Source organism: Vibrio sp. D431a, assembly GCF_030248655.1.
GTDB classification, from domain to species: Bacteria; Pseudomonadota; Gammaproteobacteria; order Enterobacterales; family Vibrionaceae; genus Vibrio; species Vibrio alginolyticus.
In genome coordinates, this window is sequence record NZ_JAHGAP010000013.1 from 243977 (window position 1) to 265047 (window position 21071).

The 21071-nt window shown below is 44.3% G+C and carries 15 protein-coding genes; 10 read left to right on the forward strand and 5 right to left on the reverse strand.

Translation table 11 applies throughout. The annotated features are described in order from the left end of the window. Window positions 1-43: 43 nt before the first annotated feature. Both leuB and leuA read right to left on the reverse strand, forming a co-directional pair. Window positions 44-1135: a 3-isopropylmalate dehydrogenase gene (gene leuB / locus KJB35_RS11695; protein ID WP_005383068.1), complete on the reverse strand. Its 1092-nt coding sequence runs from the start codon at window positions 1133-1135 to the stop codon at window positions 44-46. Window positions 1136-1217: 82 nt separating this feature from the next. Continuing rightward, the gene (gene leuA, locus KJB35_RS11700; RefSeq protein WP_005379685.1) at window positions 1218-2765 is read right to left on the reverse strand and encodes a 2-isopropylmalate synthase; all 1548 of its coding nucleotides are present in this window, start codon (window positions 2763-2765) and stop codon (window positions 1218-1220) included. A gap of 517 nt (window positions 2766-3282) precedes the next feature. Here leuA and KJB35_RS11705 point away from each other — a divergent pair. The 8 genes from KJB35_RS11705 (at window position 3283) to KJB35_RS11740 (ending at window position 14106) form a co-directional block, all read left to right on the forward strand. Continuing rightward, window positions 3283-4080, forward strand: a complete 798-nt coding sequence (locus KJB35_RS11705) for an SH3 domain-containing protein (RefSeq protein ID WP_238842878.1) — start codon at window positions 3283-3285, stop codon at window positions 4078-4080. Between the two features lie 151 nt (window positions 4081-4231). After that, window positions 4232-4780, forward strand: coding sequence for a phosphatase PAP2 family protein (locus KJB35_RS11710; RefSeq protein WP_033906038.1), 549 nt, complete (start codon window positions 4232-4234; stop codon window positions 4778-4780). Between the two features lie 3 nt (window positions 4781-4783). After that, window positions 4784-5830 (forward strand): MJ1255/VC2487 family glycosyltransferase, encoded by a 1047-nt coding sequence (locus tag KJB35_RS11715; RefSeq protein ID WP_238842879.1) that lies wholly within the window; start codon window positions 4784-4786, stop codon window positions 5828-5830. Between the two features lie 553 nt (window positions 5831-6383). Then, window positions 6384-7343: a LysR family transcriptional regulator CalR gene (gene calR, locus KJB35_RS11720; RefSeq protein ID WP_005379693.1), complete on the forward strand. Its 960-nt coding sequence runs from the start codon at window positions 6384-6386 to the stop codon at window positions 7341-7343. Between the two features lie 293 nt (window positions 7344-7636). Then, window positions 7637-9445 carry a long-chain fatty acid--CoA ligase gene (locus KJB35_RS11725; protein ID WP_005379694.1) on the forward strand — a complete coding sequence of 603 codons (1809 nt, stop codon included), beginning with the start codon at window positions 7637-7639 and terminating at the stop codon, window positions 9443-9445. Between the two features lie 449 nt (window positions 9446-9894). Next, complete coding sequence (locus KJB35_RS11730) at window positions 9895-11619, forward strand: acetolactate synthase 3 large subunit (protein ID WP_238842880.1); 1725 nt, start codon at window positions 9895-9897, stop codon at window positions 11617-11619. A 1-nt stretch (window position 11620) separates the two neighbouring features. Further along, window positions 11621-12115 carry an acetolactate synthase small subunit gene (gene ilvN / locus KJB35_RS11735; protein ID WP_005379697.1) on the forward strand — a complete coding sequence of 165 codons (495 nt, stop codon included), beginning with the start codon at window positions 11621-11623 and terminating at the stop codon, window positions 12113-12115. A gap of 110 nt (window positions 12116-12225) precedes the next feature. Continuing rightward, window positions 12226-14106: a diguanylate cyclase gene (locus tag KJB35_RS11740; protein ID WP_149192005.1), complete on the forward strand. Its 1881-nt coding sequence runs from the start codon at window positions 12226-12228 to the stop codon at window positions 14104-14106. A 55-nt stretch (window positions 14107-14161) separates the two neighbouring features. Here KJB35_RS11740 and KJB35_RS11745 read toward each other — a convergent pair whose 3' ends face one another. Then, window positions 14162-14848: a GntR family transcriptional regulator gene (locus KJB35_RS11745; protein ID WP_213908111.1), complete on the reverse strand. Its 687-nt coding sequence runs from the start codon at window positions 14846-14848 to the stop codon at window positions 14162-14164. A gap of 160 nt (window positions 14849-15008) precedes the next feature. Next, entirely contained in the window at window positions 15009-16421 is a 1413-nt protein-coding gene (gene pykF, locus KJB35_RS11750) for a pyruvate kinase PykF (RefSeq protein WP_005392243.1), read from the reverse strand. 433 nt (window positions 16422-16854) lie between these two features. On the opposite strand from pykF, the gene KJB35_RS11755 reads away from it, so the two are divergent. Both KJB35_RS11755 and glmS read left to right on the forward strand, forming a co-directional pair. After that, complete coding sequence (locus KJB35_RS11755; protein ID WP_005379701.1) at window positions 16855-17616, forward strand: DeoR/GlpR family DNA-binding transcription regulator; 762 nt, start codon at window positions 16855-16857, stop codon at window positions 17614-17616. A gap of 110 nt (window positions 17617-17726) precedes the next feature. Further along, window positions 17727-19559, forward strand: coding sequence for a glutamine--fructose-6-phosphate transaminase (isomerizing) (gene glmS / locus KJB35_RS11760; RefSeq protein ID WP_033906046.1), 1833 nt, complete (start codon window positions 17727-17729; stop codon window positions 19557-19559). A gap of 84 nt (window positions 19560-19643) precedes the next feature. Here glmS and KJB35_RS11765 read toward each other — a convergent pair whose 3' ends face one another. Next, window positions 19644-20726, reverse strand: coding sequence for a glycerol dehydrogenase (locus KJB35_RS11765; RefSeq protein WP_005379703.1), 1083 nt, complete (start codon window positions 20724-20726; stop codon window positions 19644-19646). Window positions 20727-21071: the final 345 nt, after the last annotated feature.

The following is a 21071-nucleotide window of genomic DNA, read 5'->3' on the forward strand; positions in this document are numbered from 1 at the left end:
TGGTTGACCGAGGATTTAGTATTTATTATGAATCTGTTTTGTATTAAGAGTTTAAGATGTACTCAGCGATCTTATCGCCCATCTCAGACGTCGAAAGTGCTGGGTTGTCACCAGCAAGGTCACCCGTTAGTTCCCCCGCTGATAGCGCTTTTGAAACTGCCGTTTCGATGTCTTGTGCCGCCGTTTCCTCACCTAGGCTATAACGTAGCATCAGTGCCGCAGACAGGATTTGTGCCACAGGGTTAGCGATGTTCTTACCTGCGATATCTGGTGCACTGCCACCTGCTGGCTCGTACAGACCGAATTTGCTTTCGTTTAGACTTGCTGATGGCAACATACCCATAGAGCCTGTGATCATCGCACATTCATCAGAAATGATGTCGCCGAAGATGTTTGAACATAGCATTACGTCGAACTGAGCAGGGTCTTTGATAAGCTGCATAGTCGCGTTATCAATGTACATGTGTGACAACTCGACATCTGGGTAGTCTTTTGCGATTTCTTCGACTACTTCACGCCATAAGATAGAGCTTTGTAGAACGTTCGCTTTGTCGATAGAGCACACTTTCTTGCGACGTAGACGAGCAGACTCAAAAGCGATTTTTGCAATACGTTCGATCTCAAAGCGGTGGTACACCTCAGTATCAAATGCTTTTTCTGTTGCGCCTTCACCTTCACGACCTTTCGGTTGGCCGAAGTAGATACCACCCGTCAGTTCACGGACTACCACGATGTCAAAGCCGCGACCCGAGATGTCTGCACGTAGCGGTGAGAAAGCTTCAAGACCTGAGTGAATTTGCGCTGGACGTAAGTTACAGAACAGTTGGAAGTGTTTACGTAGCGGCAGTAGGGCACCGCGTTCAGGTTGGTCGTTTGGTGGTAAGTGCTCCCACTTAGGGCCGCCAACCGAGCCGAATAGGACTGCATCAGACTCTTCACATGCTTTTATTGTGCTCTCTGGAAGTGGGCAACCGTGATTGTCGATCGCGATACCACCGACATCATGCTCGTCACGCTCAAACGCAATACCATGTTTCTTTTCGATTGCATCCAATACTTTATGTGCCTGCGCCATTACTTCCGGGCCAATGCCGTCACCGGGTAGGACGGCAATTTTGTACGATTTGTCTGTCATGTTAATCCTTTAAGTTTTCTAATTTTGAGCTTAATTATTTCAACGAGCGTGTTCTTTCCTGAGCCGTGTAGCCCGGTTGTTATTACACAGTCGCAATCTTTTTCTGCTTCATTTCTTCGATTTTATCTGCACGATGAATGCTGTTAATAACGTGCAATAATGCTTGGCCGGAAGCCTCAACGATGTCGGTGGAAACACCCGTACCGTGGTATTTGCGACCTTTGTAGTTGGCAATGATGTCTGCTTGACCCAAACCATCTTCACCTTCACCTTTCGCGGTTAGGTCGAATTTATCCAGAACGATGTCGTAGCCTGTCACGCGGTAGATACATTGGTATAGCGCATCAACTGGGCCATTACCGACCGCTGCTTCACACATTTCTTCATCACCGCATTGCATTTTGATGCTGGTGGTAGCCATTACGCTGCCAGACTGCACGCTTAGGTAGCTCAATTTGTAGAAGTCATCTTCTTCACGCAAGTTCGAGAAGTGCATTAGGGCTTCTAGGTCGTAATCGAACACTTGGCCTTTGCGATCAGCAAGTTTCAAGAAATCCGCATACAGCGCGTCTAGGTTGTACTCGTCTTCGTTGTAACCCATGGTATCCATATGGCTCTTCACGGCAGCGCGACCGCTGCGGCTGGTTAGGTTCAGAGCTTGGTTTTTTAGGCCAATAGACTCAGGGGTCATGATTTCGTAGGTATTCTTATTCTTCAACATGCCATCTTGGTGGATGCCTGAAGAGTGGCTAAACGCATTTGCACCCACAATTGCTTTGTTGCTTTGAATAGGCATATTGCATAGCTGGCTAACCAACTTACTGGTGCGGTGAATTTCATCATGCTTAATGCCAGTGTGAACGCCCAAAAACTCTTGACGAGTCTTGATGATCATTGCGATCTCTTCAAGTGAACAGTTACCCGCTCGCTCTCCAATGCCATTGATCGTGCCTTCTATCTGACGTGCGCCAGCTTGAACGGCGGCAATAGAGTTGGCAACTGACATCCCCAAATCGTCGTGACAGTGAACGGAGATGATCGCTTTATCAATGTTCGGAACGCGGTTAAATAGGGTTTCAATAATCCCACCAAACTCACTTGGTACGGTGTAGCCAACGGTATCTGGAATGTTGATTGTACTCGCACCTGCATTGATGGCGGCTTCTACCATGCGACATAGGTTGTCGATTGGAGTACGACCAGCATCTTCACAAGAAAACTCGACATCATCAGTGTAGTTACGTGCATGTTTAACGGCGTTGACTGCCATTTCTAGTACATCGTCGTAGCTGCGGCGTAGTTTGTCTTCTACGTGAATGGTGGAAGTGGCTAAAAACGTGTGAATACGGAATTGGTCAGCCACTTTTAATGCTTCAGCGGCAGCATCAATGTCTTTCGCAACGGCACGCGAAAGGGCACAAACTCGACTGTTTTTTATGTTTTTTGCGATGGTTTGTACAGACTCGAAATCACCTGGTGAAGAGATTGGGAAGCCAGCTTCGATAACATCAACGCCGAGTCTTTCCAGCGCATAGGCAATCTGCAGTTTTTCTTTAACCGTCAAGCTTGCTGACAACGCTTGCTCGCCATCACGCAATGTGGTGTCGAATATAATGACCTGATCGTTCATGTTTGCTTCCTTCCTGATTTCTGCACTTTTGCGCAAGTGAATCGTTTACTTCCAGTATTTAGATATAAAAAAACCCGCATTCTCATGCGGGTTCTTAGAAATTGGTGTGGTTATTTTTCTTCCACAGCCTACCCGCGCGAACTGGTCACGATCAGGAGGAGGCTAAGCAGGATAGAAAAATGCGCTGACATAGTTGTTAAGCTTTCCACATAATTAAGTTAACAAATTAGTACCGCACTCCATGAAGCGCGTCAACCCTAAAGTCGATTTTTTATTCATATCGGATGAGTCTTTTCGTTTGCTTGAAAAAAATGATGCACTAAGTGAAACGACATGATGCGATAGAAACGTGCTAGAAGAAGTAAGTTCTCATCAAGTTTGCGACGTTTCATTACCAAAACAAGCATCGGGATTGCGACTTGTCACACAAAGGTCCGAATTGTTTGGCAAAAGTTTTGAATGACCATTTATAGTAGTGCAGTTGCACTAGGTAAAAGAAATAAGGGTTAGGGAAAGAATGAGGTTAACAAAACAATTTGGACGTTCAGCCATAGTATTTACTCTGGTCAGCTTGTCGGGTTGTCAGCTGTTTCAATCGCAGACCTATGTGGAAGTGGCTTCCCCCGTTGTTATGAATGATCACTCGCAGAGCGTCATGGTTATCAATGATCAAATGGATCGATTTTTGAGTTATGAGGGACGCGAATCGTTCTTGAATCAGATGCTTGTTGCCCTTGAGTCTGACAGCCGAAATAAGTTCAAAGGTAAAGATCCGGAAACGTATTCTTGGTGGAAGATCCGCGTTCAACCTAGAGAGAAACAGCAAGCGGAAGTTTTCCGACCAACCACTGAAGGTGTCGATACTTCAAACCCAGTAGAGTTTATGGATGTTTCTTACCGCTCTAAGACCACATTAAACCTACGCTCTAAACCGAGTCTTGAAGGGGCAAAGCTTGGCGTATTATCGAAAGGGGAAGTCTTTAATGTGCTAGCAAAAGTGGTTGATCAACCTTGGTTTCTCGTTGAACAGAAAGGAGTGATAAAAGGTTATGTCCATAAGGATTATGCGCGCAGCAATGTGATAAATCGTGACATTTTATCTACTCAGCCTAACCCTCTACTAGAGCCTAAATCGAGTAAAACGGAGCAAACGAGTATAGAGCATGAACTGTCGGGAAACTATACTTGCCGCTCACTGAGCTATGAGCTTACAAAAGATGGCGACATGACGACGGGCTCTTTGCGCGCCTGCCGCAAGAAGAGAAAAGTCTGGTATATAGACACCCCTCAACCGCAACCAGCAAACCCTTCTTAGTGTTCTATTTTATGGTTATGCCCAATAGATAAATTGTTGGGCATACTTTAATTTGGCCTTTGTCATTAATTGTCCAAACTCCCGTCATGCTGTTGTCACCTAAACCTCCTACTTTTCACACAAAGGCGTTGTCAAAGTAAGGAAAGGTCACATGCGAACCATAGAGACAATTACACAGCCAATTGCAACCATTGCTAAGTTTGATTTAGCGCTCTCTAGTGTTTGTCTTAAGCACCGTTTTAATCAACAAGTCGCCAATATCAGCAAAGGAGTCTCCCACAGTGGTGACGGGCATCTTTACTTGGTGTTGGGGTTATTAGCTTGGTATTTAGATAAGGAGCAAGGAGTCTGGTTTTTACTGGCGGGTTTACTTGCTTTTGCTATCGAGCTACCAATTTATTGGACGCTGAAAAATAGTTTTAAGCGTCGTCGCCCTGAAGAGCTTAATGCACTCCTTCCTGCTTTTATTACCCCCTCTGATCGCTACAGTCTTCCTTCAGGACACACTGCCGCTGCGTTTGTCATGGCGACGCTGATTGACCATTTCTATCCGAGCCTAGGCGTTGCTGCATTCTTTTGGGCAAGTTTAATCGGAACCGCGCGAATCTTATTGGGTGTGCACTTTTTTACCGATGTCATCATTGGTGCACTGCTTGGCAGTCTTTGTGGTGGATTAGCGATTGCGATGTTGGGAGGCTAATTGATGAAAATCTTGTACGGTGTTCAAGGGACAGGAAACGGACATATTGCACGCGCAAGGGCGATGAGTCATGCGTTTAAAGAGCACGATGTTGAGGTCGACTTTTTGTTTTCTGGGCGAGCGCCGGAAAAATACTTTTCAATGGAAGCATTTGGCGATTACCAGACTCGTCGAGGCTTCACCTTTATTACCGAAAAAGGCTCTGTAAACTACGCGAAAACAGCATTGAATAACAATTTGGTGCAGTTTTTCAAAGAAGTTAAGCAACTCGATCTGTCGTCCTACGATCTTATCATTAATGATTTCGAACCTGTGACTGCGTGGGCAGCGAGACAACAAAATAAGCCTTCTATTGGTATCAGCCACCAAAATGCTTTCCGTTATCCAGTGCCACTAAAGGGAGTAAGTTGGTTAGATAAATCCGTCATTGAATACTTTGCTCCCTCTCAGCACCACCTTGGTTTGCATTGGCATCATTTTGATCAACCTTTGTTACCACCAATAGTGCATACCGTCGATAGCCAAGCAGAAAACGACGACTTCGTGTTGGTGTATCTGCCGTTCGAATCGATAGAAGATATCTCGGACTTATTGTTCCACTTTAATCAACAAGCGTTTATCTGTTATCACCCGGATGTGATCGAATGTGAGCAGGTAGAAAACATAGAACTGCGCCCTTTATGCCACAGCAACTTCCAGCATCATTTGCATCGCTGTAGTGGTGTCATTGCTAATGGTGGGTTTGAGCTTCCTTCAGAAGCCTTGTCTTTGGGGAAAAAATTGTTACTAAAGCCACTCGCGGGTCAATTCGAGCAGCAGAGCAATGTTGCGACCTTAGAAGATTTAGGGCTTGCGATGTCGATGGAGAGCTTAGACATTTCCGCAGTACGCCAGTGGCTAAAGGAGCAACAAGCCGAAAGTGTGAAATACCCAGATGTTGCTCAGGCTATTGTTCATTGGGTACTGCAAGGTGCATGGGATTCAAAAGCAGAGTTATCCAGACAACTGTGGGAGCAGGTTGATTTTCCAAGTTACGTGTCGAACATTTAAGTACGTTGTTCAGTACACTGTTCCTTCCATTTTTGACACGATTTTGTTGCAGCCTTTCTGTTTAGAAGGCTGCATTTTTATTCTTCCTCTCTCATTTCTATTCAGTGTGTATTTGCTGATAATTTGACTGATAAGTGCAAAATTCAATCAGAGATATAGCTGTCATCTGTTGTTCTTATTCCAACTAATAACTGAGCTAAATGCATGCTTGTGTTGACCGCCTGTCCTATCAATTTGCTAAATACGTCCTCAAAGAATGCATTTTTACGTGTTTTATAGTTTTTTATGTTTTTATCAAGTCTTTGTTATTTAATAAATAAATACCTAATTGGCTAAAATTTACTGATTAAATATCAATCTAGTTGCGAAACCGCAATCGATTAGTTGATAGTACAGTTCGAGCCGGAAGTATCCGGACGATAAATATAATAAAAAGTTAGGTTATCTATTCGTAAAATGATTCGAATCCAGCCGCCGTCTTTTGTGCGAGATGGGATTCTATTCGTTATGAATTTAATGAACAAAGTTGACGATTACAAAAGAGGCGCACTCAATGTTAGAGAAGAAAGACGCGATGAGCGCAATTGCTAGCTACCGTATGGAAAGCACTTTGCGTGGTGTAGATTTAAACCTACTGACTGTATTTGATGCTGTAATGCAAGAGCAAAATATTACTCGTGCAGCACATAACCTAGGCATGTCTCAACCGGCGGTAAGTAACGCCGTGGCACGCTTAAAAGTGATGTTTAACGACGAGCTATTCATGCGCCAAGGCCGTGGTATTCAGCCTACGCAACGAGCACGTCAACTGTTTGGTCCTATTCGCCAAGCACTGCAGCTGATTCGCAATGAACTTCCTAGCTCCGTATTCCAGCCAGAATCTTCGACTCGCTTATTCAAGCTTGCGATTTGCAGCCCTTGCGACATGCGTTTTGCTCCGAAGATCATGGCAAAAGTGAATCAACAAGCACCAAACGTTCAGCTTCACCTAGATGCAGAATTTGACCGTTTGTTGTCTGAGCGTATGCGCTACCAAGAAATTGATTTTGTGATCGACTACGCTCGTTTTGATGAGCAAGGTTTCTCAAGTACTGAAATCTTCAAAGATGAATTAGTGGTTATCGCATCAAAAACACACCCACGCATTCAAGGTGGTGTGACGGCTGAGCAACTGCTTAACGAAAAGCATGCGAAGTTATCGAAAGTGCATGGCCAACGTAGTTTCTCAGAGCAAGCGTACCGTGAACTGGATTGCCAAGCGGCGTATGAAGGTTCTAGTTTAAGCAACCTACTATACGTGGTGGGTCAATCTGAGCTTGTGACTATTGCACCACGTTGGATGGCGGAAAATGCGGTAAACAGCGATCAACTGCAAATTCTTGATTTCCCATTTGCGAACAAAGAAATCAGCGGATTCTTAAGCTGGCATGAATCAAGTGAAAAAGATAAAGGCCACATTTGGCTACGCGATCAACTGATGATCACTTGTGGTGAAGTCGTTGCCGCAAAATAAGATGACGTTTGGTCTTCTCGATTAGACCATATTGGTAATCATCAATTTTTACAATTCATTGGTCCCCGAGCGATTTTTGTCTCTCGGGGCTTTTTGTTTTCGTAATAAACAATCTAAACAGTAAGTTAAATAGAGTAATCATTCAGCAATTTTAGGTACGTTCGCGACGTATAAGTGATAGTTGTCTCTTATTAGTGATAAGTTTGATACTGGTCAGTTGCGTTTTAGCAAGCCGTGAGTACACTTGTTCGCTCAATTAGCTTACGCCTGTAAGCCAAAAGGTAAGTAAAAGAATGGCCAAGTTAGATTTTCATATCGTTAAACGTATTCGTGAACAAATTGCGAACGGTGGTACACGCGTTGCACTCAAGCATAAAGTGGGTGAGGAGTGGCAAGGTATTACGTGGACGCAATTTGGTCAGCAAGTTGATGCTTTATCACTTGCACTTTTGGCTCAGGGATTAGGAGTCCAAGATAAGATCGGCATTTTCTCGAACAACATGCCGCAATGGACGATCGCTGATATCGCAGCACTGCAATTACGCAGCGTGACAGTACCTATTTACCCAACCAATACTGCCGCCCAGTCGGCGTACATCATTAACAATGCAGACGTCAAAGTTCTGTTTGTTGGTGAACAGCCTCAATTTGATGCAGCAGTGAGCATTTTCGACCAGTGCGAACAGTTAGAGCTCATTGTTGCGATGTCTGATGATATAGAACTTGGCGATCATGATTTCGTTATCTCTTGGCAAGCATTTGTTGCCAAAGGCGACGCTACATATCAAGTTGAATTGGACGCGCGTTTAGATCAGGCAAAAGAAGATGATCTACTCACGCTGATCTACACCTCGGGTACAACAGGCCAGCCAAAAGGCGTTATGTTGGACTACGCAAACATTGCGGCGCAATTGGAAGGGCACGATCAGCGCTTGAGCCTTTCTCAAAGTGACGTGTCATTATGTTTCCTTCCGTTATCACACGTATTTGAGCGCGCTTGGACCTTTTATGTATTGTACAAAGGGGCGACCAACTGCTATTTGCAAGACACCATGCAAGTACGTGATGCACTGAGCCAGGTGCGACCTACCGTGATGTGTGCCGTACCGCGTTTCTATGAGAAGATCTTCTCTGCGATTCATGAGAAAGTGTCTCGCGCGCCGATTCATCGTAAGATCATGTTTACTTGGGCAGTCAACATGGGCGCAAAAATGGCCGCTTGTCATCAAGAAAAACGTCAGCCATCGCTCTTGCTGCGTAAGTCATACGCTTTGGCGGATAAGTTGGTTCTGAGCAAACTGCGTGCGCTACTTGGCGGGCAAATCAACTTTATGCCTTGTGGTGGTGCAAAGCTGGATGAAACCATCGGTCGATTCTTCCATGCGATTGGTATCAACGTTAAGTTGGGCTACGGCATGACTGAAACCACGGCGACAGTATCGTGTTGGGATGATAAATGTTTTAACCCCGACTCTATTGGTATGTCGATGCCTGGCGCACAGGTTAAGATTGGCGAAAACAACGAGATTCTGGTTCGTGGTCCAATGGTGATGCGTGGCTATTACAAAATGCCAGAAGAGACGGAAAAGACCTTTGATGAGCACGGTTTCCTAAAAACGGGCGACGCTGGTTACATTGATGAAAATGGCAACTTGTTCATCACCGATCGTATCAAAGAGTTGATGAAAACTTCAGGTGGTAAATACATCGCTCCACAAATGATTGAAGGTGCGATTGGTAAAGACCACTTCATCGAGCAAATCGCAGTCATTGCGGATACTCGTAAGTTTGTTTCTGCGCTTATCGTGCCTTGTTATGACTCGCTAGAAGAGTACGCGAAAGAGCTGAATATCAAATATCACGATCGCGTTGAGTTGATTAAGCACCACCAGGTGGTCGAAATGCTTGAGAAGCGGGTGAACGATCTTCAAAAAGAGTTGGCAAAGTTTGAACAAGTGAAGAAGTTTAAACTGTTACCAAGAGCTTTCTCTATGGATGATGGTGAGTTAACGCCAACTCAAAAACTTCGTCGTAAAGTCATCAATGACAAATACCAAGATGAAATTGAAGAAATGTATAAGGAAAAGTCGGATAAAAAGTAACTTAAGCTGACTTAGATTTTATATTGATGAAAAAATCCCCAGTGATGTGATCGCGCATTGCTGGGGATTTTTGTTTGCATTGATTTTTTCTGCTTTGCTCGTCAAATAACGCTATTTCGCACCCTATAGCTAAAACCTTATGAAATAATGTTCTTTTTTTGAGCGTTAATTTTTTAGGTTGTACTGTGAAATAGGAGATGTGTGGCTGCTATTCCTACTAACATTCTAATTACTAGTATCTTGTTTAAAAAGTAGACCAATCTCTCATTAGACCCTTTGATAATAAAACGTTACATTTGTTGGGTAACCTTGCGGGATGTTATGACGAACGCAAGACATAGCCGAAAACGTGGAAGTATTTCGATTAGGCTACGAATAAGACCTAGACTATGTAAAACCAGACCAATCCGTTGACCTTACGGTGAGGAAACTGGCTAAGGAGAGCAATTATGACAGCAATGTTGTCAGGCGCAGAGATGGTGGTTCAATCTCTGATAGAAGAGCACGTAGAGCAGATCTTTGGCTACCCAGGTGGCTCTGTTTTGGATATCTACGATGCACTGCATGCCAAAGCCGATCAAATCAAACACGTACTTGTAAGGCATGAGCAAGCCGCCACTCATATGGCAGATGGTTACGCTCGAGCTACCGGTAAACCGGGTGTCGTACTTGTGTGCTCGGGGCCGGGCGCGACCAATACCATTACGGGTATTGCAACAGCGTATATGGACTCTATCCCAATGATCGTTATCTCGGGTAACGTACCGAATAGCCTAATTGGTAATGATGCTTTCCAAGAGTGTGACATCGTCGGTGTCTCCCGCCCAGTGGTCAAACACAGCTTTTTAGTAAAAAAAGCGGAAGATATTCCTGAAACAATCAAAAAAGCGTTTTATATCGCGACTACAGGTCGACCTGGTCCAGTTGTGATTGATTTGCCAAAAGATGTGATGAACCCGCAAATCAAACTGCCTTATCAATATCCAGAAACGCTTTCAATGCGTTCTTACAAGCCGACAACTTCGGGCCATAAAGGCCAGATTAAAAAAGCGCTTAAATCGCTATTAGAAGCGAAAAAACCAGTGCTTTATATCGGTGGTGGTGCGGTGATTTCTGGCGCCCATGAACATATTTTAGAGCTTTCCGACAAACTGAACCTACCCGTTGTGAGTACTTTGATGGGCTTGGGGGCATTCCCGGGTACACATAAAAACTCACTGGGCATGTTGGGTATGCACGGCACTTACGAAGCTAATATGGCAATGCATGAAGCGGATCTTATTTTTGGTATCGGTGTGCGTTTTGATGACCGTACAACCAACAACCTTGAAAAGTACTGCCCAAACGCAAAAGTGATGCATATTGATATCGATCCGTCATCGATCTCGAAAAACGTGAAAGTGGATTTGCCGATCGTAGGTTCTGCGGAAAAAGTGCTGACAACCATGCTCGGGCTGCTTGCAGAGCAAGGTAGTGGAAATGATCAAGATGCTATCACTGCATGGTGGGATGACATTCAAGTATGGCGTGACCGCAACTGCTTGTCTTATGAAACGTCTCCAGAACGAATCAAGCCACAGCAAGTAATTGAAACGCTGCACAAGCTAACTAATGGTGACGCATATGTGGCGTCTGATGTGGGCCAGCATCAGATGTTTGCGGCGCTGTACTACCCATTCAATAAGCCGCGCCGTTGGATAAACTCTGGTGGTCTTGGCACCATGGGATTTGGTCTTCCGGCTGGCATGGGCGTGAAGTTTGCCATGCCACAAGAAGAGGTCGTGGTTGTGACTGGTGACGGCAGTATTCAGATGAATATTCAAGAATTGTCGACAGCCATGCAATACGACATTCCGGTGAAGATCATCAACCTGAACAACCGATTCTTAGGCATGGTAAAACAGTGGCAAGACATTATTTATCAAGGCCGTCACTCTAATTCTTACATGAGTTCTGTTCCTGACTTTGCAGCGATTGCAGAAGCTTATGGTCACGTCGGTATTCGTATCGAAACGCCTGATCAGCTCGAAGAAGGGCTACAAAAAGCGTTGGATATGAAAGATCGTCTGGTGTTTGTGGACATCAACGTAGACGAAACCGAACACGTATACCCGATGCAAATCAAAGGTGAGGGTATGGATAAAATGTGGCTAAGCAAAACGGAGAGAACTTAATATGAGACACATTATTTCATTGCTATTGGAAAACCAACCGGGTGCGTTGTCTCGTGTTGTTGGTTTGTTCTCTCAACGTGGTTACAACATTGAATCTTTGACGGTATCACCGACTGATGATGAAACCCTGTCGCGAATGAACATTACCACGACATCTGATGAGATGCAGTTGGAACAAATTCAGAAGCAGTTACACAAACTGATCGATGTGCTGAAAGTACAAGAAGTCACCGAGTATGAGCACATTGAGCGTGAACTGATGATGGTGAAAGTGAAAGCCAGTGGTTTTGCGCGAGCAGAAGTGAAGCGGACGGCAGACATCTTCCGTGGCCAGATCGTGGATGTCACGGCTTCCCAATACACCGTACAACTTGCGGGTACGAGTGAAAAGCTAGATGCCTTCATTCAAGCGATATCCGAAGTGACCGAAGTTGTCGAAGTTGCTCGTAGTGGTGTCGTTGGCATTGCGCGAGGAGAGCGAGCCCTCAAACCTTAACTCTCTGATTGCATATAGAAAAGCCACTTAATCTAAGTGGCTTTTTTGTTTAGAAAATAACAATTAATGATATAATTGTCGTTTTAGTAAGCATGATAGGCATTAGACGTGTGAAAGTACCTAAGCGAGTCGGCACCTTATTGGCGACAGCACTATTTTTTAGTGCACTCACTGCCGCTTACTACTATCAGAAATATCTGACGTTGTTAGAAAACAATGTTGAGAACACCGCTCAAGAAGCGTTACATCAATTGGCCTATACTGGCCGTGAATACAGCAATATTCAGGATCAAATCGAAACGATCAGTGACCTACTTGGTCACAGCCAAAGTCTGTATGAATATCTGCGCCAACCTAACCGGGTGAACCGTTCCATCTTAGAAGACATGTGGATCTCGGTCGCAATCAATCAAAAGTTGTATAAGCAAATTCGCTTTCTTGATGTTTCTGGTCGAGAAAAAGTGAGGATTAATTATGAGATTGAAACAGGCGCTGCGTTGCCCGCGATCAAATTGCAAAATAAGTCAGAGCGAGATTACTTTCAATTCGCTAAGAACTTAGACGATGGCGAAATCGCTTCGTGGGGGATAGGTTTAGAACGAGAGTATGGCGAGTTAGTCTATCCCTATAGCCCGTCACTGCGTATTTTGATGCCTATTTCGCTTAACGGAAAGCGCGAAGGGTATCTTGTGCTTAATGTTGATATTGACTATTTATCCTCTCGACTCAACTATTCGTCAGTGCTTGATTTCCATATTGAGCTGATTAAGAGTGACGGATTTTACATTGATAGCCCTAAATCAGCTCGTTTGTATGGCCATATAATTCCCGCTCGCTCTCAATTTAATTTTGGCCGGATGTACCCAAACATTTGGCGTAGTTTAAATTCAAAAGATTCGGGCTATGCTTACAATGGTTCGAATTTGGTCGCGTATCGCACCATCCAGTTTGTTTCTAGCGAACCTCTTCATCTGGTTATTGATCTTACCAATGAGCAGTTATTATCCCGAGCTCAGAGGGATATTGATGACTTAATCCAAGAAGCGTTTTTTGTTTTAAGTTTGGTGCTCGGCTTCACTTTGCCGACGGCAGCCCTTGCTCTGCATTATCGGCGTCATAGTATGGAATCGAAGTTGGCTCGAGCTGCTCTTGATGGTATGACTGCGGTGATGATCTCGGATGCTTCACATAGAATCATCATGGTTAATCAAGAGTTTGAAAATATGATGGGTTACTCAACCAAGCATGCCCAAGGTTGGAGTGCACATCATTTAATTCTCTTACCTGAAGATCTCGAAGCAAACCTGAGTATCTGGAAAGCATTGAAGAGTGAACACGTATGGGAAGGGGAGATTCGTTGTCGAACTAAGTTTAATCAAGTCTTTACCGCAATAATGCGTATTCAGGCGAATTTAACCAAATCAGGTAAAGTGAGTTATTACATTACGTCGCTGGTGGATATCTCTGGGCAAAAAGAGTTAGAAGAAAAATTACGAAACCTAAGCGAAAAAGATGGCTTGACGGGGTTGTGGAACCGCCGAAAATTTGAAGAGCAATTGGCGCAATATGCGGGGATTATTGAACGCTATCCTGATAGCCCTCCTGCTTGTTTGGCGTTGTTTGATATTGACCATTTTAAGCGTATTAATGACGAGCTTGGCCACGACGAAGGAGACAAGGTGATTTGTAGTGTCGCAGAAACCCTCCTAGAAGAAGTCCGCAGCACAGATTTTGTATCTCGTGTCGGTGGTGAGGAATTTGCAGTGATTATGCCGCATACAACACTAGAAGAGGCTGAAATTGTATTGAACAGGCTACGTGTCGCGGTTCAAATGCGTAGTGATAGAGGCATTACTGTAAGTGCTGGGTATAGTGATTTAACCTCTGATCGTACAAGAACGTATAAATGTGCTGATATTGCTTTGTATGAGTCAAAAAGTGCAGGGCGTAACTGCGTATCGCTATGTCATAGTTATGATGATATTGCTTAGTGCTTTTACAAAAACGAAAAAACGGGGATAGACCCCCGCTTTTTCAGTCTCAGCGTTATTCGCTAGCCAGTATGCGACATTGGTTATCGATGGCGGCTTCGATACACTGTATTGACTGTCTCAAATAACGCTCTAGATAACCTAAAGCATCCTGACTCTTTTTGTCTAGTGATGCCTTCATCAGTATTTCTTGCTCATCGAGATTACAGTGCCCAGGGTTCCCTGTGCCTAAAATCTGCATCGCGAAGTATTGGTAGCGTTTAATTTGCGTGAGTAGATCGCAGAAAAAACCAAACATATTGACAGAGCCAGCACCTTCAAACAGCGCAGTAAGAAACTGATTTTGGCGCTCTTCCCATTCCCTCCAACAAAAGCTTTCGCCAGGTTTTACTCGGGATAACTTGTGATAAGCAGTTAGTACATCCAGTTCCCATTTTTCATCGCCAATCGTAATTGCCTTACTGAGTAAGCATGCGGAGACCATTTGCAGGCTTTCGTACAAGTCATGTAACTCATCTTTACATACAGGTGCAACCCAGCAGCCTTTTTGCGGCTCGAGTTTGACGTATTTGCTCCAAGATAATTGCACCAATGCTTCTCGAATGGGTGACGCTCCTACGTTGTACTTCTCTTTGAGTTCGGCAACCACGAGTTTTTGACCTGGTTTAAGCTCGCCATCGAGAATATCCTGACGGATCATTCTTAATACTTTGTCGGTAAGAGTGGGACTAGACACATACACCTCATAGAAGAAACTTTAATCGTGACGATAAAATTAAACAGTACGAAATTCTGATAGAGGTGAATAATACAATTAGCCTATTATGAGAGCAAGAAAGCCATATAAAAAAGGAGGGCATAAGCCCTCCTTCTCAAGAAACTGAAGTGTTAAAAGTTCAGTCTTATAGTACGTGTACAGAAGCTGTGTTCGTAGTACCTGAAGCAACTAGAGCGCCAGAAACCATAACAACGATATCGCCTTTGTTACCTAGACCTGATTCTAGAGCAAGTTCTTTACCCGCTACGTAGAATGCGTCAGTGCTTTCGATTGAATCAACAACTACAGGAGTAACACCTTTAGTTAGAACTAGCTGTGCAGCAGTTTTCTTGTTAGTTGTTAGCGCTAGGATGTTTGCAGTTGGGAAGTACTTACGTACTGAACGTGCAGACTTACCGCCTTCAGTTGCAACAACGATAAGTGGAGCTGCTAGTTTCTCAGCTGTGTCTACAGCGCCTTTACATACTGCTTCAGTGATGCGAAGACGTGGGCTGTCTAGACGAGAACCTAGTTCAGCTTTTAGCGCTGAGTCAGTACGGTTCGCGATTTGAGCCATGATAGTTACCGCTTCAACAGGGTATTTACCTTTCGCCGTTTCACCAGAAAGCATTACTGCGTCAGTACCGTCCATTACCGCGTTAGCAACGTCGCCTGCTTCCGCACGAGTAGGACGTGGGTTGTTGATCATAGAATCAAGCATTTGAGTTGCTGTGATAACCATCTTACGTGCACGGTTACACTTCTCGATCATCATTTTCTGAGCGAAGATTACTTCTTCAGCTGGGATTTCAACACCTAGGTCACCACGAGCAACCATGATGCCGTCAGAAAGCTCTAGGATCTCGTCGAAGTTATCAACACCTTCTTGGTTTTCGATCTTAGAGATGATGTGGATGTTCTCGCCGCCGTTTGCAGCAAGTACTTCACGGATTTCTTGAACGTCAGACGCTTTACGGATGAAAGAAGCTGCTACGAAGTCAACGCCTTGCTCACAACCAAATTTAAGGTCGTTCTTATCTTTTTCAGATAGTGCAGGTAGGTTTACAGAAACGCCAGGAAGGTTAACACCTTTGTTTTCGCCTAGTGCACCGTTGTTAAGAACTTTACATTTAACTTCAGTTTCAGTCTTAGAGATAACTTCCATCTCGATTAGACCGTCGTCTACTAGGATAGTGTTACCTACGTTTAGGTCTGCTGCGAAACCAGCGTAAGTTACTGCAACTTTATCTTTGTTACCTACAACTGAAGTGTCAGTTGTGAAAGTGAATTCTTGACCTGCTACTAGATCAACATCGTTACCGCCTTCTAGCTTGATAGTGCGGATTTCTGGACCTTTAGTATCTAGAAGAATTGCTAGTGGTTTGCCAGTAGCTTCCATTACTTTACGGAAGTTCGCGATACGAGTGCCGTGTTCTTCGTAGTCACCGTGAGAGAAGTTAAGGCGCATTACGTTCATGCCTGCGTTAACTAGTTCAGTTAGCTTCTCTACAGATTCTGTTTTAGGGCCAATCGTACATACGATTTTGGTCTTTTTCATGGAAGATACTCTCCGGTAAGTATAGTTACAATTTGAAAGTCGGTTATTTACTCTGAAGTCAGGACGTTTTTGATGACATTTAGTACCTGTCACCCACCGATTTTTCGTCTCATTATTAGAACTTCAGATTCTGAAAGTCTTTCACCAAGTTTAGTCATTTTATGACTAAAAGATCGGCGATTTTGGTTACCTTTTTGTGACTAATCCCACTTTATATGCAGAAAGTTGCAAAAAAATAGCCTTCAATTCTGTAATTTTTTTTCTTTTCGGTGGCGAATTCTACCACTGAATGAATCCAATATCACTGTTTAAGAATTGTCTTAGGACAAGGTTTTATCGAGAAATATTAATTTTTTGGTTCGAAATAAATGGACTTAAAAGTTTCGGTTTGACTATAATAAGTTTCACATCGAAACTTAAAATCAAAACTTAAATGTCGAAACGAAATACTCAATTAAGAAGACACGCCATTTCTAACTTGGTTTCTGAACTAGGAGAAGTCAGCGTTGATGAACTTGCTCAGAAATTCGAAACCTCAGAGGTCACGATTAGAAAGGATTTAGCTTCTTTAGAGAAAAACGGCCAACTTCTACGCCGCTATGGCGGTGCGATTGCTATCCCAAAGGAAGTCATTCACGAAGAATTGGGCGCTAATGTTTCGACTCGAAAGTTAAGCTTAGCAAAAGCAGCTGCATCATTGATTCGCGATCATAATCGCATCGTGATCGACAGTGGCAGCACGACTGCCGCGCTGATTCAACAGTTGAATGACAAACGTGGCTTAGTGGTCATGACCAACTCGTTGCATGTTGCTAACGCCCTAAATGAATTAGAGAGCGAACCGACACTGCTGATGACTGGTGGTACTTGGGATACGCACTCAGAGTCCTTTCAAGGCAAAGTGGCCGAATCTGTATTACGAGCTTACGACTTTGACCAACTATTCATCGGTGCGGATGGCATCGATCTCGAGCGTGGAACCACCACATTTAATGAGTTGGTTGGCTTAAGTAAGGTAATGGCAGAAGCGTCACGTGAAGTGATCGTAATGATCGAGTCCGAAAAAATCGGCCGTAAGATCCCAAACTTAGAGCTCGCTTGGCATCAAGTTGATGTGTTGGTGACCGATGCAGATATCCAAGCAGAGCATAAAGTACAGATTGAACAACATGGCGTGAAAGTCATTTGCGCCTAATAATGTAATCAGTTTCATATTTTACTTCCCTCTGGATAAAGGCCTTTACTTGCTGCCTCTATTTGAAATCATGGCTAGGGAAGAACAAAACTACAAACGGAGATAAACACATGTGTGGAATCGTAGGTGCAGTAGCACAACGAGATGTTGCAGAAATTTTGGTTGAAGGTCTACGCCGCTTAGAGTACCGCGGTTACGACTCTGCTGGCGTTGCGGTTGTTGATGGCGAATCAAACCTAACGCGCGTTCGTCGCTTGGGTAAAGTACAAGAATTGGCTGATGCAGTAGAAGAAGCAAAAGTGATCGGCGGAACTGGCATTGCGCACACTCGTTGGGCGACGCACGGTGAACCTTCTGAAATCAATGCTCACCCACACATGTCTGGTGATATCGCAGTTGTCCATAACGGCATCATCGAAAACCATGAAGAGCTGCGTGAGCTGCTTCAATCTCGTGGCTACGTGTTTGAATCGCAAACGGATACAGAAGTTATCGCACACATGGTTGAGTGGGAACTTCGTACTTCAGAAACGCTATTAGAAGCGGTACAAAAAACAGCAAAACAACTTGAAGGCGCATACGGCACGGTAGCGTTGGATCGCAAAGATCCTTCACGCATCGTAGTAGCGCGTTCAGGCAGCCCGATCGTGATCGGTTTTGGTGTAGGTGAAAACTTCCTAGCGTCTGACCAACTTGCATTACTTAACGTTACGCGCCGTTTCATGTACCTAGAAGAAGGGGACGTAGCAGAAATTACTCGCCGTGAAGTCACTGTGTTTGATGCAACGGGTGAGCCAGTTGAGCGTGAAATTGTTGAATCTAACGCAGAGCATGATGCAGGTGATAAAGGCCAATACCGTCACTTCATGCAAAAAGAAATCTATGAGCAACCTAAAGCGTTGATCAACACAATGGAAGGTCGTATCACGGCAGACTCTGTTGTGACAGACGCGATCGGTGTGCACGCGGCAGACATTCTAAGCAAAGTAGAACACGTACAAATCGTCGCGTGTGGTACGTCTTACAACGCAGGTATGACAGCGCGTTACTGGTTTGAAGACATTGCTGGCGTTAGCTGTGATGTAGAAATCGCGTCTGAGTTCCGTTACCGCAAGTTTGTGACTCGTCCAAACAGCCTTCTTATTACGTTGTCTCAGTCTGGTGAAACTGCAGATACGTTAGCAGCACTTCGTCTTGCGAAAGAGAAAGGTTATATGGCGGCGATGACCATTTGTAACGTAGCAGGCTCTTCTCTGGTTCGTGAATCAGATTTTGCATTCATGACTCGCGCTGGCGTCGAAATCGGCGTGGCTTCAACCAAAGCGTTCACGACTCAGCTTTCTGCACTACTTATGCTGGTAACAGCACTAGGTAAAGAGCAAGGCCGCATCAGCAAAGAGAAAGAAAAAGAGATTGTTGAAGCGCTGCATGCACTTCCTAAGCAAATCAACGCGGCACTTTCTTTCGAGAAAGAAATTGAAGCACTAGCAACGGATTTTGCAGACAAGCACCACACATTGTTCCTAGGCCGTGGCGAGTTCTACCCAATCGCGATGGAAGCGTCTCTAAAACTGAAAGAGATCTCTTACATCCACGCAGAAGCGTACGCGGCGGGTGAACTAAAACACGGTCCTCTTGCGCTGATTGATGCTGACATGCCTGTTGTTGTGGTTGCACCAAGCAACGACCTACTTGAAAAGCTAAAATCAAACGTTGAGGAAGTACGTGCGCGTGGCGGTCTTCTGTATGTATTCGCAGATGCAGACGCAGGCTTCGAAGGCGATGAAACAATGAAGATCATCACGATGCCTCACGTTAGTGAAATCACGGCGGCGATCTACTACACCATCCCAATGCAATTGCTGTCTTACTACGTAGCACTGATCAAAGGTACGGACGTAGACCAACCACGTAACCTAGCGAAAGCGGTAACGGTTGAGTAATTACGCTTAACAGCAAAAATCCTGAGCGGCACATGCGAGAGTATGTGCCGCTTTTTTATTTAAACCCATTTTAAGGTTTGTGAGTTATTGACCCAACTGGTGAGCGGTTAGAATTGCAGAGTAGACATTTTCTGCCGTCACTGGGAATGGCATATTGTGGATGGTTTCTCCCTCGGCCGTTGAGGCTTCGGCGACCTCGCGCAACTTAGCGTGGTTAAGCTCTTTAACGCCCATATCAAATAAGTTGGTTGGTAGACCTACAGAGCGGCAGAATGCAAGAACCGTATTAATCTCTTCCATCGCTGCGTTTTCTAGTACCAGCTGAACTAGTGTGCCGAACGCGACTTTCTCACCATGATAGAGATGATGACACTCTTCAAGCTTAGTTAGGCCGTTATGAATAGCGTGAGCACCCGCTAGACCACTGCTTTCAAAACCGATACCGCTAAGGTATGTATTGGCTTCAATAATGTTTTCTACCGCTTTGGTGCTCACACCATTTTCTACTGCAGCTTTTGCTTTTACACCATCTTCAAGCAAGGTTTCATAGCAAAGTTTCGCAAGCGCTTGTGCTGAACGCGTCGCTAACCCACCAGCCATTGTTGCCTTACCAGAAGTCATGTTGGCACGAGCTTCAAAGTAGGTGGAAAGCGCGTCGCCCATCCCCGATACAAGTAAGCGAACAGGGGCTTTGGCGATGACTGACGTATCCATGATGACCATGTCTGGGTTTTTAGGGATCATCAAATATTCTGCAAATTCACCTTCAGGTGTGTATATCACCGCAAGCGCTGAGGTTGGCGCATCAGTCGAGGCAATCGTAGGAACCACCACGACAGGAATTTTTGTGTAAAACGCAACAGCCTTTGCTGTATCTAACGTTTTACCACCACCAATACCGACAATGACATCGTGTTTCTGAGTGGCACAAATGTCCGTGATGCGTTCAATCTCAACGCGTGAACATTCGCCACCAAAAATGTTCATAGTGAGTGGAAGCTTTTCGTCAGCAAAACTTTGTTTGACGTCATCACCAACCAGGTTAGTCACGAACTCATCGGCAATTACTAACGGACGTTCACCCAATGTTTTCACATAGTGAGCGATAGATGTAAGTACTTGTTCACCTTGGACGTATTTGCTTGGGCTGATAATAATTTTGTCCATAATTCAAACCTTTAACCTTTTTTATGTGTGTTTTGGACTGCAATGAATATCCATTGTAGGGATAAGGTTTATATTAGGTTTGGTGTGGTAAGTGGTGAAGGATATCTCTGGTTTTGTTCCATGCTTTTATGACCTCTGTGTCAAACCGACTGCCAGAAGTAATAAGAATCAGCATGCTTTATGGCGACGATCACTATTCAGGAAAATTTGTCGTTTTTCGTTTCATATTGAAACAATAATGCCGAAGTTTTTGTTTCAATATGAAACGGATTGATTTTTGTTGAGCACGCATTTTCTCTGTTTAAGATGAATTCATACCCTACATAAAAATATAAATGGAATGAG

What these genes read in the sequence shown, in the direction of transcription:
- leuB (WP_005383068.1), bottom strand. Translation starts at nt 1,135, where the DNA reads ATGACAGACAAATCGTACAAAATTGCCGTCCTACCCGGTGACGGCATT.
- KJB35_RS11730 (WP_238842880.1), top strand. Translation starts at nt 9,895, where the DNA reads ATGACAGCAATGTTGTCAGGCGCAGAGATGGTGGTTCAATCTCTGATA.
- leuA (WP_005379685.1), bottom strand. Translation starts at nt 2,765, where the DNA reads ATGAACGATCAGGTCATTATATTCGACACCACATTGCGTGATGGCGAG.
- KJB35_RS11765 (WP_005379703.1), bottom strand. Translation starts at nt 20,726, where the DNA reads ATGGACAAAATTATTATCAGCCCAAGCAAATACGTCCAAGGTGAACAA.
- KJB35_RS11725 (WP_005379694.1), top strand. Translation starts at nt 7,637, where the DNA reads ATGGCCAAGTTAGATTTTCATATCGTTAAACGTATTCGTGAACAAATT.
- ilvN (WP_005379697.1), top strand. Translation starts at nt 11,621, where the DNA reads ATGAGACACATTATTTCATTGCTATTGGAAAACCAACCGGGTGCGTTG.
- KJB35_RS11705 (WP_238842878.1), top strand. Translation starts at nt 3,283, where the DNA reads ATGAGGTTAACAAAACAATTTGGACGTTCAGCCATAGTATTTACTCTG.
- pykF (WP_005392243.1), bottom strand. Translation starts at nt 16,421, where the DNA reads ATGAAAAAGACCAAAATCGTATGTACGATTGGCCCTAAAACAGAATCT.
- calR (WP_005379693.1), top strand. Translation starts at nt 6,384, where the DNA reads ATGTTAGAGAAGAAAGACGCGATGAGCGCAATTGCTAGCTACCGTATG.
- glmS (WP_033906046.1), top strand. Translation starts at nt 17,727, where the DNA reads ATGTGTGGAATCGTAGGTGCAGTAGCACAACGAGATGTTGCAGAAATT.
- KJB35_RS11710 (WP_033906038.1), top strand. Translation starts at nt 4,232, where the DNA reads ATGCGAACCATAGAGACAATTACACAGCCAATTGCAACCATTGCTAAG.
- KJB35_RS11755 (WP_005379701.1), top strand. Translation starts at nt 16,855, where the DNA reads ATGTCGAAACGAAATACTCAATTAAGAAGACACGCCATTTCTAACTTG.
- KJB35_RS11715 (WP_238842879.1), top strand. Translation starts at nt 4,784, where the DNA reads ATGAAAATCTTGTACGGTGTTCAAGGGACAGGAAACGGACATATTGCA.